This window comes from Alistipes sp. CAG:268, from assembly GCA_000434235.1.
GTDB lineage: Bacteria > Bacteroidota > Bacteroidia > Bacteroidales > Rikenellaceae > Alistipes > Alistipes avistercoris.
Genome location: FR891991.1, coordinates 23,574 through 39,166 on the forward strand (window position 1 = coordinate 23,574; position 15,593 = coordinate 39,166).

Annotated in this window: 11 protein-coding genes; 3 read left to right on the forward strand and 8 right to left on the reverse strand. The window is 62.4% G+C overall.

Going from position 1 to position 15,593, the window contains the following annotated elements; all coding sequences use genetic code 11:
- The 6 genes from QZL63_RS04295 to QZL63_RS04320 all read right to left on the reverse strand — a co-directional run.
- Nucleotides 1–1,322, reverse strand: a 1,322-nt coding sequence (locus QZL63_RS04295) for a RagB/SusD family nutrient uptake outer membrane protein (RefSeq protein ID WP_290585992.1), incomplete at its 3' end; no start/stop codon positions are given.
- A gap of 22 nt (nucleotides 1,323–1,344) precedes the next feature.
- Nucleotides 1,345–4,623 (reverse strand): SusC/RagA family TonB-linked outer membrane protein, encoded by a 3,279-nt coding sequence (locus QZL63_RS04300; RefSeq protein WP_022308096.1) that lies wholly within the window; start codon nucleotides 4,621–4,623, stop codon nucleotides 1,345–1,347.
- 19 nt (nucleotides 4,624–4,642) lie between these two features.
- A complete protein-coding gene (locus QZL63_RS04305; RefSeq protein ID WP_290585995.1) occupies nucleotides 4,643–5,887 on the reverse strand; it encodes a sialidase family protein in 1,245 nt (414 codons plus the stop codon).
- A 20-nt stretch (nucleotides 5,888–5,907) separates the two neighbouring features.
- Nucleotides 5,908–7,089, reverse strand: coding sequence for an AGE family epimerase/isomerase (locus tag QZL63_RS04310; RefSeq protein ID WP_022308098.1), 1,182 nt, complete (start codon nucleotides 7,087–7,089; stop codon nucleotides 5,908–5,910).
- Between the two features lie 85 nt (nucleotides 7,090–7,174).
- Nucleotides 7,175–9,283 carry a fimbrillin family protein gene (locus QZL63_RS04315; RefSeq protein WP_022308099.1) on the reverse strand — a complete coding sequence of 703 codons (2,109 nt, stop codon included), beginning with the start codon at nucleotides 9,281–9,283 and terminating at the stop codon, nucleotides 7,175–7,177.
- A 34-nt stretch (nucleotides 9,284–9,317) separates the two neighbouring features.
- Nucleotides 9,318–10,235, reverse strand: a complete 918-nt coding sequence (locus QZL63_RS04320) for a dihydrodipicolinate synthase family protein (protein WP_022308100.1) — start codon at nucleotides 10,233–10,235, stop codon at nucleotides 9,318–9,320.
- 350 nt (nucleotides 10,236–10,585) lie between these two features.
- On the opposite strand from QZL63_RS04320, the gene QZL63_RS04325 reads away from it, so the two are divergent.
- From QZL63_RS04325 to QZL63_RS04335, 3 genes are all read left to right on the forward strand, one after another.
- The gene (locus QZL63_RS04325; RefSeq protein WP_022308101.1) at nucleotides 10,586–11,848 is read left to right on the forward strand and encodes an ROK family protein; all 1,263 of its coding nucleotides are present in this window, start codon (nucleotides 10,586–10,588) and stop codon (nucleotides 11,846–11,848) included.
- A 163-nt stretch (nucleotides 11,849–12,011) separates the two neighbouring features.
- Nucleotides 12,012–13,172 carry an acyltransferase gene (locus QZL63_RS04330; protein ID WP_022308102.1) on the forward strand — a complete coding sequence of 387 codons (1,161 nt, stop codon included), beginning with the start codon at nucleotides 12,012–12,014 and terminating at the stop codon, nucleotides 13,170–13,172.
- Nucleotides 13,173–13,242: 70 nt separating this feature from the next.
- Nucleotides 13,243–13,725, forward strand: a complete 483-nt coding sequence (locus QZL63_RS04335) for a GNAT family N-acetyltransferase (RefSeq protein WP_022308103.1) — start codon at nucleotides 13,243–13,245, stop codon at nucleotides 13,723–13,725.
- Here QZL63_RS04335 and QZL63_RS04340 read toward each other — a convergent pair.
- Together QZL63_RS04340 and QZL63_RS04345 are read right to left on the reverse strand one after the other, a co-directional pair.
- Nucleotides 13,707–14,228, reverse strand: a complete 522-nt coding sequence (locus QZL63_RS04340; RefSeq protein ID WP_022308104.1) for a methylated-DNA--[protein]-cysteine S-methyltransferase — start codon at nucleotides 14,226–14,228, stop codon at nucleotides 13,707–13,709. The genes QZL63_RS04335 and QZL63_RS04340 overlap by 19 nt on opposite strands.
- A 2-nt stretch (nucleotides 14,229–14,230) precedes the next feature.
- Nucleotides 14,231–15,382, reverse strand: a complete 1,152-nt coding sequence (locus QZL63_RS04345) for an MFS transporter (protein ID WP_290586005.1) — start codon at nucleotides 15,380–15,382, stop codon at nucleotides 14,231–14,233.
- Nucleotides 15,383–15,593 lie beyond the last annotated feature (211 nt).

Genomic DNA, 15,593 nt, shown 5'->3' on the forward strand with positions numbered 1-15,593 from the left:
TGGGGCGTGTAGGTGAACGCCGGAGCCTCGTCCCCGTAGGCCCGGGTGCGCACGCGGCCGATCCAGCGCTCCACCTCCACAGGTTCGTTGAGCTCGTTGGCGATCTCGGCCAGCATCAGCGCCACGTCCATGTAGCGGTAGACGGGAAGGTCGTTCGTATACTGCACGCGACCGTTGTCCGTCTCGCCCAGGAACTTGCGCAGCACAAGGCCCGCCGGCACCAGCTCCCCGTCGTTGTCCTTCCCGCAGAAGGGCAGGAAGGTGGCGTCGCGGCGCGTATCCGCGGCGGCGAAGCTGCGGTAGAAGTCGAGCGTGTATTCGTAACGCATCGCCCCGCTGCCGATGTTGAGCACGTTGCCCAGCTTGTTGCCGTCGAGGTCGTACCACTTCGTGAAGGTCGATACGTTGTAGGTGAAGTTCGAGTAGAAGTTGGTCTTCTCACCCAGCTTGTAGCGGACGGCGAAGATCGTCTCGCGGTTCGAGTCCTTGTTCGTCGGCGAGAAGGCGTCGATGAACTTGTCGTTGCAGGCATAGAGCGCCTCAACGGTCTGCAGGGCCTGTTGCGCCTCGGCCAGGTCGGCCTCGGGCGTCGGCGAGAAGACGGCCGAACCCTTCAGCGGGCGGACCTTGGCTCCCCACAGGTAGACCTCGGCCTTCAGGCAGTAAGAAGCCGCCTTGTTCCAGTAGCAGTTGCGGCTCTTGAAGTTTCCGAAGCCGAGCTTGTCGTAGATCTCGCACGAGCGATCGACGTCGTCGCGGATGAACTGCCAGGTGGCCTGTTCGGTGGCGCGCTCCTTGCTCAGCTGCGCGATCTCGCTGGTCATCAGCACGTCGGGCTTGTCGCACAGGGGCACACCGCCCCACGTGCGGAGCATGTGGAAATAGTAGTAGGCGCGCAAACCGTAGAGTTGGCCCAGGTAGGTGTTGCGGGTCTCCTCGTCAAGGAATTCGCAGGCCGTCGTGATCTTGTCGATGGCGTGGTTGATCTGGTAGATATCCATGTAGAAGTTGCCCCAGTTCGTCAGCACGGGATTGGCCTCCGAGAGGTTGTTGTTCACCGCCTCGATGTTGTAGGCGCCCTCACCCGTCGAGGTCACCGACGCCGTGCTGAGCAGACCGCCGCGGCTCTCGCCCATCAGCCACATCGTCTCGGCACGCTCGCGCAGCCGGTAGTGCAGTCCGATCATGAAGCGTTCGCACTGCTCCGCGGAGTTCCAGTAGTTGTTGATCGAGTAGAAATCCTCCGGGCCCAGATCGAGCGCGTTGCACGAGGTCATGACGGCACCGAGCAGGACGAGTATACAGTTTTTGATTCGTTTCATTGCTTGCAAGTGTTAGATCTGGTTAGAAAGTCGCCTTGATACCGAAGAGCACCGTGCGCGGGATGGCGTAGCCGCCGTTTCCGTTCACTCCGTATTCGGGATTGTAGAGCGAGGAGCCCGTCCAGTAGAAGAGGTTCTGGCCCGTCACCGAAACGGTGAGGTTCTTCATGCGGACCACGCGGGCCCACCGCTCGGGCAGCGAGTAGCTCAGCGCGATCTCGCGTGCACAGAGGTAGCTCGAGTCGTCGTAGAAGATGTTGCTCATGCGGTAGTTGTTGCGGAACTTCGTGTCGGCATACATCAGGATCGGGTACTTGGCGTTCGGACGCTCCTCGGACCAGGTGTCCTTGCTCTCCTTGAGCGTGTTGAACGTACCCTGCGAGAGGGCCATGTAGTACTGCTTGCGGCTGTTCTGGGCCACGTAGCCCGTCGCGAAGTCGAAGCGCGCATAGAGCGAAAGCCCCTTCCAGTCCACCGAGAGGTTCACACCGCCGACCCAGCGGGGCACGGTGTTGCCCATCTTCACCTGGTCGTACTGGTCGATCGTGTTGTCGCCGTTCACGTCGTAGAAGATCGCGTCACCCGGCTGGAGCAGCTGGCCCTTGGCCTGCTCATCGGCCGTCAGCGTCGCCCAGACCCCGGGGCCGTAGATCGTACCCGACGAAGGGGTCGTATCGACATACCAGGCGAAGTTCTGCAGATCGGCCTCGCTGCGTACGATGTCGATCATCCGGTAGGCATAGGCCACGCCGTACTCCTGCCCCTCCTGCTTGCCGCCGACCCAGATCAGGTCGCCTGCAGCGTTATAGACCTGCTGGCCGCCCTGCCGGTTGTTGAGGTTGCCGTTGTCGGGCAACTGGATGATCTTCGAACGCATGTAGGTGGCGTTGCCGCCGAAGCGCACCTTCCAGTCGTCGTTCTGGAAGACCGTGGCGTCGATCTCGAACTCCAGACCGCGGTTGCGGACACTGCCGTTGTTCGTATACTGGTTGCCGACACCCGCCGAGCTGGGGAAGGGCACCTCGGCCAGCAGATCGGAGGTCAGCTTGTTGTAGGCGCCGACCGAAACGCGGAGGCGGTTCCAGAAGCTCGCCTCAACGGCCACATCCACCGACGTGGTCTTCTCCCACCGCAGGTCGGGATAGGGCAGCTTGTTGATCAGGATGCCGTACTCGTCCTCGTAGTTGCCCGTCTTGCCGTAGTTGCCCTGCAGGTCGTAGGCCCCGGCCAGGATGTTCACGTTGCCGTTCTGTCCGTAGCCGGCCCGCAGCTTGAGGCTAGACAGCCACCGCGAGGTCCCCTCCATGAACTCCTCCTTGTGGATGTTCCATGCGGCGCTGACACCCGGGAAGAAACCCCACTTGTTGTTCACCAACTTCGAGTAGCCGTCATAGCGGGCCGAGAACGAGAAGAGGTACTTCCCCTTCCAGTCGTAGCTGGCGTTGCCGAAGAACGACATGCTGCGCTCGCGCGTATGGGTCGAGTTCATGCTGATCTTGGAGATGTTCTTGTCCTCGGTCTTGTCGATGTAGCCCAGACTCGGGAGATCGTCGAAATCGGAGCCCTGGCCGCCGGCCGACAGTCCGAAGTTGTACTTGTCGTAGAATTCGTAACCGACGATCACGCTCAAGTTGTGGTCGTTCCACGAATTCTCATACCCCGCGATGGCATTGTAGGTCTGCGACAACATCCGCGAGTAGCTGGCCGAAGCGGCGTGGTCGCTGTTCGAGGTGCCGGGATTGACCAGATAGGTTCCGTTGAACTTCTCCTTCTCGTACATGTTGAAATACCACATGCCGTTCAGCTTCAGGGTGATGTGATCCGTCAGGCGGAAATTCAGGCCCTGGTTCATCGTGAAGCGGTAGTTCGTGTTGCGGCGGTAGAAGCTGCTCTTGGCAGCATCCCAGTTGCCGTTCTCCCAGTTGGTCGTCGGGATAATCTCCTCACCGTCGGGATTGTAGTGCCGCATCGTCGGGGGCGCCGAGAACATGATACCGAAGAAGTTGGCCTCGCCGCCGCCGATGTAGTCGCTCACCTGGCGGCTGTCCGAACGCGAGAAGTTGAGCGAACTGGTCGATTCGAGCCACGGCGTGATCTTGTAGGAGCCGTTGGTCACGAACGAGAGACGCTTGTAGTAGGAGATCACCGGGAAACCCGACTCGTCGTAGTAGCCCAGGCTGGCGTAGTAGCGTCCCCGGTCGTTGCCGCCCGACGCCGAAATGTTGTAGTCCTGCGTGAGCGCCAGGTCGCGCACCGAGGCGTCGCTGGCCGTGAACTCACTGTAGATGATCGTCTTGCCCGTGATCGGGTCGATCATGCTCTTGTAGCCCTGCTTGAGCAGATAGGCGTTCTCGTCGGAGAGGAACATCGGGCTGTAGACACCCTCGGCCGACTTGTTGCCGTCTGCCGAGAGGACGTTGCCCGTACCGAAGGGGCCTGCGGCCGAGAGCGCCGCGATGTTTCCCGAACGGTAGGAGGCCAGACGCAGGTAGTAGAGGTAGTCGTCGGCCTCGAGGAACTCGTTGGTCTTGCGCAGGTAGTTCAGGCCCACGTTGGCCTTGAACGAGATCTCGGCACGGCCCACACGGCCCCGCTTGGTCGTGACGAGCACCACGCCGGCATTGGCCCGGGCACCGTAGAGCGCCGTTGCTGCGGCATCCTTCAGGATCTCGATCGACTCGATGTCGTTGGCGTTGATGTCGTTCATGTCCTCACGCTGCACACCGTCGATCACGTAGAGGGGCGAACCGGTGCCGTCCAGCGCCGCACCGCCGCGGATGACGATCGAGGGGGCAGCACCCGGCTGTCCGGTCGTCGAGGCAATCCGCACGCCGGTCACCGTACCGGCCAGCGCCGTCAGGGCGTTCGACCGCACACCCTTCTCGAGCACGTCGCTCGACACCTTCGAGATCGCAGCCGTCAGCTTGTCCTTGGTCACGGTCCGGCCGTAACCGGTCACGACCACCTCGCTCATGTTGATCGCGTCCTCGCTCAGCGAGACGTCGATCTCGTTCTTGCTGCCGACGGTCACCGACTGCGACGTGTAACCCAGCGAGCTGAACTGGAGCACGCTCCGGTCATCCTTGACCACCAGCGAATAGGTGCCGTCCAGACCGGTGGTCGTACCGTTGGTGGTTCCCTGCTCGATGATCGTCACGCCGACCATCGGCTTGCCCGAGGCATCGGAGACCTTGCCCGTCACCGTAAAGCGTCCCTGCGCCCCGGCCACGGCTGCCGAAAACAGGGCCAGCACTACGGCCAGCACCGTTCGGATCGTATGGAATCGGAAATCTTGTTTCATGGTTTCAGGTTGTTTCGGGTTATTCGAACCAGTAACCGTAGTCGGTTACCTCCTTGGGAAGAATCAGCACGTCGAGCCGCATCCAGCCGGCGGGGCGGTTGCCGCCCTTGCGGGTAAATCCCTTCTCGGGCCCCGCCTCGAAGACAATGGCCAGACGGCCGTCCTCGAGCAGCGTCATGTCGGGATAACCGGCCGCAAGCTCGTAGAGCATCTCGTTGCGCGTCCAGCTTTCGGCACCCGTCGGGCTGCGGTAGAGCATCAGTTCGTAGCGGTTGTCGTTCGAGGTAGTCTTCGCACCACCCTTCGGACCGCAGTAGAGGACCGTGTTCCCGCCGGCCCCGCAGACACTTGCATGGCATCCGCTCTCGAACGACGGAAGCCCGCCGTCCTTGGCCGCCTGCGACCAGGTCTTTCCGCCATCCTTCGAGAAGGCAGAATAGCGATCGGAGCCCTTGCGGACGTTGATCGTCAGGGAGTTCTCACCGGCCTCGGCGATCTGGCACTCGCCGCCGAGCACCTCCGAGCCGATCTTCCACGTTGCCCCGTGGTCGTCGGAGTAGACCGCCACACCGGAACTCGAGGTGCCGTCGTACTGCCGCGAAGGGAAGATGAGCCGCCCGGCATACTTGCCCCGCGAAATCCGGATACCCGAACCCGGACCGAATCCCGAGCTGTAATACCCCTCGCGGATCACCGTTGCGGTGACATCCTCGGGAGCGCCCCACGTGGCGCCGTTGTCCGTCGATACGATCCGGAAGGCGCGGGTCTTCGTCGCATCGGCATCCGACTTGACCCAGCGGCAGCAGAAGAGGAAGATCTTGCCCGTCTCGGTGTCGGCCACGGGGGTCGGATCCATGAAGGCATATTCGCCACCGTTGGCCGAAGCGGTCAGGTTCACCGCCTCGGACCAGCTCTTCCCGTTGTCCGTGCTGCGGCGTACCACGATGTCCGTATGGCTCTTGTCCATCCACGACTCATGGCGCGCCTCGCAGAAGACCAGCAGCGAACCGTCGCCGGCCGTCACGATCGAGGGAATGCGGTAGGAGTTGGCACCCGTACCCGCCGTGAAGGGGGTCGAGGATTCGATCTGCGAGAGGCTGATCGTCCCTTCGGTCCCTTCCGGACCCAGTTCGGGCATCAGCGGGGCGGTCACATCGGGCCGCTTGATCTCGTCGTCCGCACAGGCCGAAAGCGCACAGGGCAGCATCACCAGCAAACCGGCCATCAGCGCCGTACGGTACATACGCATGTTTTGAGGTTTCATTATTCAGGTTGATTTGAGATTTACTTGTTCAGAATTTCGTCGCACAGCCGCGTGGCGTTGATCATCATGCGCGGGATGTGGAACGGGCCCTTGAAAAGATTGCCCTTGGCCGGCTGGGCGACCGTACCGTCGCGGTGCAGGTAACCGAACCACTCGCCGTACTCGACATCGGGGAAGACACCGAAGGCATAGTCGTGCGCCTTGCGGTGCATCTCGAGGTACTTTTCGTCGCCCGTGGCGATGTAGGCATAGAGTCCGGCGAGGATCGTCTCGCACTGCGGCCACCAGAACTTCATGTCCTGCGAATAGTCCTGGGGCGGGAACTTCCGGCAGTCGCGGAAGTTGATCATTCCGCCGTAAGGCTCGTCCCAGCCCCACTTCCAGGCCCAGTCGATGATCGTGGCGGCCATCTTGACCAGCTGCGCATCCCAGCCCCGCATGCGGGCGGCCTCGAGCAGGAACCAGCCCGTCTCCATGCAGTGTCCCGGATTGATCGTTCTTCCGGCGCAGGTGTCGATGAACCCGCCGTCGGGCGAGACCGTCTCGAGCAGCGTCTCGAACTCGGGGTGCATGAAGCAGCGCTGCAGCAGGTCGATCGAACGGTCGATCTGCTCGTCGAGCACCGGATCGTCGGATACCTGTTTGATGACCAGCGCCACATTGATCAGGATCATCGTGATCGAGTGCCCGATCGCAGGGACATAGGTCTTCGGAGGCAGGAATCCCGGGGTGGAGAGCATGCGCAGGATGTTGCGGAACATCTCCACGGCCTTCTCGGCCCAGCGTGCATCGCCCGAGGCCGCAGCGTATTCGGCCATGGCGATGGCGGCGAAGCACTCCGAGAAGACGTAGCGCCGCTTCTGGACGGGAGCCCCCTCGGCCGTCACCGAGAAGAACATGTGCCCGTCGGTGTCGATGCAATGGCGCTCGATGAACTCCAGCGCGCTCTTCGAGGCCTCCAGCCACTCGGGGTTGCCCCCCGCATGGCGGTAGGCCGAAGCGCATACATAGCCGAAGCGTCCCTGAAACCACACCGACTTGGTCGTATCCATCAGCGTGCCGTCGCGATCGACGCAGGTATAGACCCCGCCGTGCTCGCGGTCGAGTCCGTGCTGCATCCAGAAAGGCATGATGTCGTCCGTGAGGTCAGCCGCATAGCGTGTGCGGCAATCTTTCAAATATTTTTCCTGTTGAATGGTCATTGTGTCGGGTTTTACGGAAGTTGTCCCGCCCGGCCCGGCGTGCCGCACAATCCGGACACGCCGGGCGGAAGGGACGAAATATCGTTTACTGTATCTTCATGCACCGGACGCTGCCGCCGATGTAACGGGCGTTGCTGTCGTCGGGGTTGACGTTCGCATAGTCAAAATAGAAGCGGTAGGACTTCGTCGCACTCGAGGCGGACATGCTCACCTGGTAGTGCCCCACATACTTTCCGGTGCGGAACGGGACGATCGAACCTCCGTTCAGGAACAACATGCCGCCGAGCGGATAGCCGCTCTGTCCGTTGCCGAACGAGAAGATGTTGCCTCCGGCTGCCTGGATCTCTGCCTGCGTCTTGTACTGGGCGTTCCAGTTGTCGGGTTTCTTCTTTGCATTGAGTCCATCGACCGTGAAGGGCGTTCCGACATAGCGGTGCGGCACGCGGTAGCCCGGCGGACAGGGATCGTAGATCGACTTGTGGCCCGTATCGCCGATTTCATCACTGTAGGGGTTGCCCCACAGGTCATCCTGCGGCGTATCGATCCAGTCGCTGTTGGCACAGGTGAAGTTCATCGGGTAGCGGGCGATCTGCTCTGCGGAGAGTGCCTTGCCGTTGATGTAGCGCCACGAGGTGGCCGAGAGGTCCGTGGAGGTATTGTCGGCCGTCAGCGCATTGCCTGCGGCATCGTAGGTCTTGCGCAGCCGCGTGATGGCCAGAGCGCCGGTTCCGCCCATATCCGCATCGTCGATGTTCGGGAAGGGATCCTTACGGCCCCACTGGTAGAGCAGACCGAGGGCGAGGTTGTTCCCATTCGTCTCCCACAGCCCCGACTTCAGGGCGCCCAGGTTGCGGTCCATCATGACCGTCGTACCGGCCGCCGCGAAACCGCCCGGAAGAACATAGGTCTGCACGGCGGCGTCGAGATCGGCAGCCGTCACCCAGATGTGCCAGCTCCAGAGGATGTTTCCGGAGGCGTCGAACACCGCGATCACGGCATTGCCCTCCGAAAGGGTCTCGCCGGCCGTGCCGTTGGTCGTGAAGTAGACCTCCGTGCCGCGCAGTTTGACATCGAGCAGCAGATTCGGAGCCGTCTGCCAGAGCAGGCCGGCGGAAGCCGGAGCCAGCGGAGCCGGGACGATGCCGTCGGCCGATCCCGCACCGGCATATCCGGGCGTTGCGGGCGTCGTGGCGCCATTGCCCATGACGTTGGCCGGGAAGCGGTAGGTCTGGCCGGCCAGAGAGGCTACATAGCAGTTGGCCGTCTCGTGCGTGCCGTCGCCGTCCGGATCGCTCAGGTCGATCGAATTGTCCTCGGCCATGGCCTCGTCGAAGGTGTCGATCGGGAGCGTCAGGGAGGTCTGCTCCTCGGGAGCCAGCCCGCCGTCGAGCGAAACCTCACCGGTGAGCACCATGCTCGACTCGTTCTCGCGGGCTACCGTCACGGTAATGCCGTAGCGCTGCGGGGTTCCGTCCGACGGAGCGGTCACGGCATAGGCGTGGAACGGCTCGCCGGAGAGTTCGCCGCCGCTGACCCGCAACAGGAGCGACTTCGAGGCATCGGACCCGAAGGCGAGTTTCCCGGAGGCCAGGTCAAAGGTATAGGAACCGGCCAGGGCCGCATCCGTAAGGGACTCGATCTGGATCGACTCCATCGTCCAGCCGGCCCACTTCGTGGTCGATACCGACAGGTCGAGGTAGCCGAACACCTGCTTCAGGGTCACTGCCAGCGGCGTCTCCGAGGGTTCGGAGGCCGTCACGGCAGCGTAGGCCAGGCCGAGCCCGTCCACATGCGACGAGGAGGCGCCGTTCTGCATCTGCGCAGCACTCAACGATCCGGAGATGAGGGTCGAGGTGTTCGATTCGCCATAGGGTGCATAGAGATAGAAGAGGTACTCCTTCGACTTTTCCCAAGGCATCCGCGTATAGAACAGCCCCTCGGCTTCACCGGCCGAAATGGCGGCCGGAGCCAGTGGAGTATTCACCGACCCGGTCTGCTCACAGTAGAGGCCGACCCGGCTCTCGTCCGTCCAGAGCGTAGGGTTGTCGCCGCCCCACGCGGAGGTGCAACGGAAGGCGATCGTCTGCTCGGCCGGCTTCGAATAATCGGGCATCCTGCCGTCGTCGTCGCCGCAGGAGACCGCAGCACAAAGCGCACAGCAGCATGCCACCGCACTGAGGAAATGGTTTCTCATGATATCAGGTTTTAGGTTTTCGTTTTTCCGTTGTTCAGAACCGGTTGCAGCGCTCGAAGAAGCCGATCTGCTCCAGTTCGCGCTTCATCGAAGCCTCCTCCTCGTCGGTCATGTTGCGGAACGGAACCCGGTTCTGGCCCAGATCCAGTCCGATGAGCTTCATGATCCGCTTGCCGCCGACGATGTTGCCCCGGTAGTTGCAGATGACGTTGATGACCGCCTGCGAGAAGTTCTGTTTTTCGCGCGCCGTCTCCAGGTCACCGCGCTCCCAGGCCTCGATGATCCCCACCAGTTCGCGACCGTTGTAGTTCGTCGTACCGCCGATGCCGCCCTGCGCACCGCCCTGGGCCAGGCTCGGCAGGATCGTCTCATCCTGACCGTGGAGCATGTCGTACTTGCCGTTGCCGTACAGGCGGCACTGGTTGTACTCGTAGAGACTCTCGAAGGTGTACTTGATGCCGGCGAAGTTGTCGATGCGGCCGTCCACGGCCTTCAGCAACTCGACCATCGGCAGGTAGGCACCGTTGAAGGCCGGGATGTGGTAGTAGTAGAAGGGCAGCGAGGGGGCCGCGTGGCAGATCGCCTCACAGTACTTGACCAGCTCCTCGATACGCCCGATCTTCGGGAAGGGAGGCGCCATCGCGCCGATGCCCCAGGCTCCGATCTCGGCGGCATGGGCAGCCAGTTTCACGCTCTCGCGCAGGCAGCAGCTGCCTACGTGCACGATCACCTTGAACCCTTCGGGTACCGAGGCCACCCACTTTTCGGCCAGAGCCATCCGCTCCTCGGTGGTCAGCATGTAGCCCTCACCCGAGGAGCCGTTGATGAAGACGCCCTTCAGGCCGTTCTTGTGCAGCATGGCAGCATAGGCCGGAATGGGTTCGCAGTTCACATCGCCGTTGCGGTCGAACGGCGTGAACGGCGCGTCGATAAGTCCTTTGATCTTTTCCATAATATATAGGTAATTTGAATGACGTTCGGATATCGGTCTATACAAAGCTATGTAATGTTTCAAATAACACAAAATGTTTTTTAATTAAAATGAAATAAAAAGTCAAGTTTTTTAAACAAAAAGACACAACGCAAATATCATTTTTAATATAAACAACTGACAAACAATAATTAAACCCACAAAACACCCATCCGAAGCCCCACAAATCAGCCGCAATCAATTATCAAGCATAATTTTCATAAAGAGGGATATATTATCAAACATATGGGATATGAAAGTGATTTTTCAAACATCCGATTTGTCTTTCCGCCGAATAAATCGTAAATTTGTAACAAAAGGACACCCGATACATGACAAAAGAACACCTCTTCTGCCCGTCTGAACGGAGCGTCGGCGGAACGGTCCGCAGCAGCATCATGCAGCACATCATGCAGAACGGCTCGTTCATGGTCCCCGAAATCGCCACGGCCACGGGATTCAGCCTGACCACCGTGGCCAAGTACGTCTCCGAAATGCTCGCCGCAGGGCAGATCGTCGAGACGGACCGCATCTGTCTGCACGCCAAGGGACGCCGCACCGTACGCTACGGCGTACGGCCCGAAGCCTGCCCCTGCTTCATGGGGGTGGACATGCGGGCCTTCGAACTCAACATCGGACTGGTGGATTTCGTCGGGCAACCCGTGCGGATCGAACGGCACATGGATTTCCGGCTCGAGAACACCCGCGACACGCTCGACGAGGTGTGCCGCCGCATCCAACGGTTCGTCGCCACGCTCGACGGCATCGCTCCGGAACGCATCGCCGGCATCAACATCAACGTTCCGGGGCGCGTGAACAGCCGCACGGGAACAAGCGCCACGACCTTCAATTTCGAGGAGACGGTCGATACGCCGCTGACCGACATCCTGAGCGAGCGGCTCGGGATGCGGGTCTTCATCGAGAACGACACCAAGGCCATGGCCTACGGCGCCTACATGTCGGGGCTCAACAGGCAGTACGACAACCTGCTCTACATCAACATCGGATGGGGGCTGGAACTGGGCATCGTCATCGACGGCAAACTCTGCCACGGCAAGGACGGCTACTCGGGCGAGTTCGGCCACATCCACATGTACAACAACAACATCCTCTGTCACTGCGGAAAGACGGGCTGTATCGAAACCGAGGTCTCGGGCCGCGCCATCCAGCGCAAACTCATCGAGCGGATCCACTCCGGCGAGGCCTCGCTGCTCGCGCCGAAGGTCCGCAGCGGGGAGACCGTCACCACGGCCGACATCATCGAGGCCGTGGAGCGCGAGGACCCGCTCTGCATCGAGCTCGTCATGCAGGCCGGCAGCGAACTGGGGCACCACATTGCAGGGCTGATCAACCTCTTCAACCCCGAAGTGATCGTCATCGGCGGCAACCTCGCGCAGGCCGAGCCGTGCTACTTCCTGCAACCCATCGAACTGGCCGTACGGAAATACTCGCTCAAGCTGATGAGCCAGAACGTCCCGATCATCACCCACCCCAGCGGTGCCGACGCCGCCGTGCTCGGGGCCTGCCTGATCGCCCGCAGCCGGATGAGCGAACCCGACGCGGCAGTCCGGCGAACCCCGCCCCGGAGCCGCTGACAAGCAGGGGAGCCGCAACCGAACGGATAACGGTCATTTTCGGAAGAGAAGAGCAGAGACAGCAGGCCGAAAGGCACGGACGGCCACACACGAGAAACGGGACCGGCACCAATGGCCGATCCCGCTTTTTTTCGTAACTTCGCCGACAACAAACCGATCCAAGATGGAAAACACGCTTCGAACCCCCACACCCGACCGCCGGGAGCGGATCGGGTGGATCGACCTGCTGCGGGTGCTGGCCTGCTTCCTGGTCGTATTCGCCCACTGCTGCGACCCCTACGTCGCCGCATTCGACACCGACCGCACGGCCTTCCTCTCCGGCGTCTTCTCGGGCAGTCTGGTCCGCTGCAGCGTCCCGCTGTTCGTCATGATGACCGCCGTGCTCCTGCTCCCGGTGCGCACCGACACCGCCGCATTCTACCGCCGGCGCATCGGGCGTGTGGTGCTGGCGCTCGTCTTCTGGTCCGTCGCGCTGCCACTCCTCTACTTCCTCTACGTGCAGGCGGCCGGCGACGCCACGTCGCTCGCGGCGGAGAACTACACGTGGGACGCAACGCTGCCCCGGCTATGGAACTTCGTCTTCAACTTCAACTACGAGACCACGCCGCTGTGGTACCTCTACATGCTCGTCGGGCTCTACCTGATCATGCCCGTGATAAGCCCCTGGCTCGAACGCGCCTCGAAGCGTGAGTTGAGGCTGCTGCTCGGCGTCTGGGGCCTCACGCTCCTGCTGCCCTACCTACGGCTGCTCGCCCCGCTGGCCGGCTATGCGGGCAACTACGGCAACATGGGACTCTACGGCATCTGCGACTGGAACGAGTTCGGCACCTTTCACTACGTCTCGGGATTCGCCGGCTACCTCCTGCTGGCCCACTACCTCACGAAATACCCGCCCGCATGGAGCTGGCGCCGCCTGGCCGCCTGCTGCATCCCCGCATTCCTCGTCGGATACCTCATCACGTCGTTCGGCTTCGTTTTCCTGCAGGAACACTTCCCGGGCAACTACGCCTACCTGGAGATCATCTGGTACTTCTCGGGGCTCAACGTCTTCCTGATGACCGTACCCGTATTCCTCACCGTGCAGAAACTCGCCGTAAAACCCCGTCCGTGGCTGTCGCGGCTGGCCGGCGCCACCTTCGGCATCTACCTCTGCCACTTCGTCTTCGTGCAGGGGGCCTACGACCTGGTCTGCCGGACGCAGCCCCTCGCGGCCCTGCCGGATCCGGTGCGGATCCTGCTCGCCGCCTGCATGGCCTTCGCCGTGAGCTTCCTGCTCGTGCAGCTCATGCGGCAGTGGCGCCCGACACGGCTGCTGGTCGAATAATCCGTCGCCCGGTGCAACCGATCCGCCGCAAATGCGTATCTTTGCCCCGATCCAAAACAGAGAGAGACACATGATCCGGGAAGTACGGCAGGAGGATGCCGCGGCCATCGCCGCCATCAACAACCACTACGTGATGCACAGCGACGCATCGTTCGACACCGAACCCACCGACGGGGAGACGATGCGCCAACGCATCGCCGCCATCGCCGCAGCCTGTCCCTATTTCGTCTGCGAAGAGGAGGGCGAGGTGGTCGGCTACTGCTTCGCTCACCCGTGGAAAGCGCGCCCGGCCTACGGCCTCACGCTCGAAACGACCGTCTACCTGGCCCCCGGGCATACCGGGAAGGGCATCGGCCGCGCCCTGATGCTGCAACTGATCGAGGCGTGCCGCCGACGCGGCATCCACGTCCTGATCGCCTGCATCACGGGCGGCAACCGGGCCAGCACGGCGCTGCACGAGGCGCTCGGATTCCAGGCCGTCTCGCACTTCAGGGAGGTCGGCCGGAAATTCGGCCGCTGGCTCGATGTCGTCGATTATGAATTGATCCTGTAAGGACGCAGGAGGTCGGCCCCTTCGAGCCGCAGGAGCGCCGCCTTGCGTTCCAGACCGCCCGCGTAACCCGTCAGGCGGCCGCCGCTCCCCACCACCCGGTGGCACGGGACAAGGATCGAGATCGGATTGTACCCCACGGCCCCGCCCACGGCCTGCGCCGAGAGGGTCGCAACGCCCTGCCGGCGGGCCAGTTCACGGGCCATCTCGCCGTAGGTCACCACTTCGCCGTAGGGAATCGTCCGCAACAACGCCCAGACCACCTCGCGGAAGGGCGTGTCGCGCCACCGCAGCGGCACCTCGAAATCGGGACGGCCGCCGCCGAAATAGCAATCGAGCCACGCCGCCGCCCGTTCGAAGACCGGCAACGCGCACGATCCGTACTGCGGGGCGAGGGTTCGCCCGAAATGCAGTTGCCCGTCGAACCAGAGGCCGGTCAGCGCCTCCCCGTCGGAGGAGAGGGTCATGTCGCCCAGCGGCGAGCGGTATCTCCAGACACAATCCATCCTCACCTTGTTTTGCGGGCCTCGACATCGGGAAGCAGGCCCGTGATGATCCCCAGCAGCGGAAGCAGCGAACTGGCCCTGAAGATGAACTCAAGGCTCGTGCGGTCGGCCAGCCACCCGAAGAAGGCCGACCCGATGCCGCCCAGTCCGAACATCAAACCGAAGAAGAGCCCCGCAATCATGCCCACCTTGCCCGGCATGAGGTCGGTCGCATAGACGACGATGGCCGAGAAGGCCGACGAGATGACCAGTCCCACGACAACGGCCAGTACGATCGTCCCCGCCAGGCCGGCATAGGGAAGCAGCAGGGCGAAGGGCGCCGCTCCGAGGATTGAGACCCAGATCACGTACTTGCGGCCGATGCGGTCGCCTACCGGCCCGCCGATGACCGTACCGGCTGCGGCCGCAGCGAGGAAGGCGAAGAGACAGTACTGCGACGCCTGCACCGAAATGCCGAACCGCTCCATGAGGAAGAAGGTGAAGAAGTTGGTCATGCAGGCCATGTAGAAGTATTTCGAGAAGACCAGCACCGTCAGGATCAGCAGCGCCCGGCGGATCCGCCGCGGCGAAAGGCCGCTCACGGCATCCGAAGCTCCGGGAAAGAGCGGCCCCGAGACCGTTCGCAACCGGTCGCGGTACCACGCGCCGACCCGCAGCAGGATGACGATGGCCGCAACGGCGGCCAGAGCGAACCATCCGATCGAGTGCTGGCCGAAGGGAATCACCACCAGGGCGGCCAGCAGCGGGCCCAGCGCATTGCCGGCATTCCCGCCTACCTGGAAGATCGACTGCGCCAACCCCTTGCGGCCGCCCGAAGCCAGTTGGGCCACACGCGACGACTCGGGATGGAAGACCGACGACCCCCATCCGATCAGGCTGACCGACAGGAGGATCCACACAAACCCCGGAGCCACGGCGAGCAACAGCAGCCCCACCAGCGTGAAGCACATGCCCACGGCAAGCGAATAGGGCTGCGGATGGCGGTCGGCATGCAGCCCGACAAAGGGCTGCAGGACGGACGAAGTCATCTGGAAGACCAGCGTGATGAGTCCGATCTGGGCGAACGAAAAGCCGAACTTCTCCTTGAGCAGCGGATAGACGGCCGGGATGACCGACTGCATCATGTCGTTGAGCAGGTGCGCCGCGCAGGCCATCAGCAGGATCGGATAGACCGTCCGCTGCGCCGCCTCGCGCAACGGAACACCCTGCGCCGCCCGGCCGCCGGCAAAGATCAGATTTCGGAGTTTCATACGCATTCGTTCGGGGATCGTTCCGCAAAGGTAACACCCCGGAGCGAATGCGCCAAGCCGCCCGGTCCGAATTTTCACCCGCCATGCGGCCGCCCGGCGGGGCAGCCGCTCCGAC

Bases quoted from the DNA above. Each gene is read 5' to 3' on its own strand.
- QZL63_RS04300 (WP_022308096.1), bottom strand. From the start codon at position 4,623: ATGAAACAAGATTTCCGATTCCATACGATCCGAACGGTGCTGGCCGTA.
- QZL63_RS04305 (WP_290585995.1), bottom strand. From the start codon at position 5,887: ATGAAACCTCAAAACATGCGTATGTACCGTACGGCGCTGATGGCCGGT.
- QZL63_RS04310 (WP_022308098.1), bottom strand. From the start codon at position 7,089: ATGACCATTCAACAGGAAAAATATTTGAAAGATTGCCGCACACGCTAT.
- QZL63_RS04315 (WP_022308099.1), bottom strand. From the start codon at position 9,283: ATGAGAAACCATTTCCTCAGTGCGGTGGCATGCTGCTGTGCGCTTTGT.
- QZL63_RS04320 (WP_022308100.1), bottom strand. From the start codon at position 10,235: ATGGAAAAGATCAAAGGACTTATCGACGCGCCGTTCACGCCGTTCGAC.
- QZL63_RS04325 (WP_022308101.1), top strand. From the start codon at position 10,586: ATGACAAAAGAACACCTCTTCTGCCCGTCTGAACGGAGCGTCGGCGGA.
- QZL63_RS04330 (WP_022308102.1), top strand. From the start codon at position 12,012: ATGGAAAACACGCTTCGAACCCCCACACCCGACCGCCGGGAGCGGATC.
- QZL63_RS04335 (WP_022308103.1), top strand. From the start codon at position 13,243: ATGATCCGGGAAGTACGGCAGGAGGATGCCGCGGCCATCGCCGCCATC.
- QZL63_RS04340 (WP_022308104.1), bottom strand. From the start codon at position 14,228: ATGGATTGTGTCTGGAGATACCGCTCGCCGCTGGGCGACATGACCCTC.
- QZL63_RS04345 (WP_290586005.1), bottom strand. From the start codon at position 15,382: ATGGCCTGCGCGGCGCACCTGCTCAACGACATGATGCAGTCGGTCATC.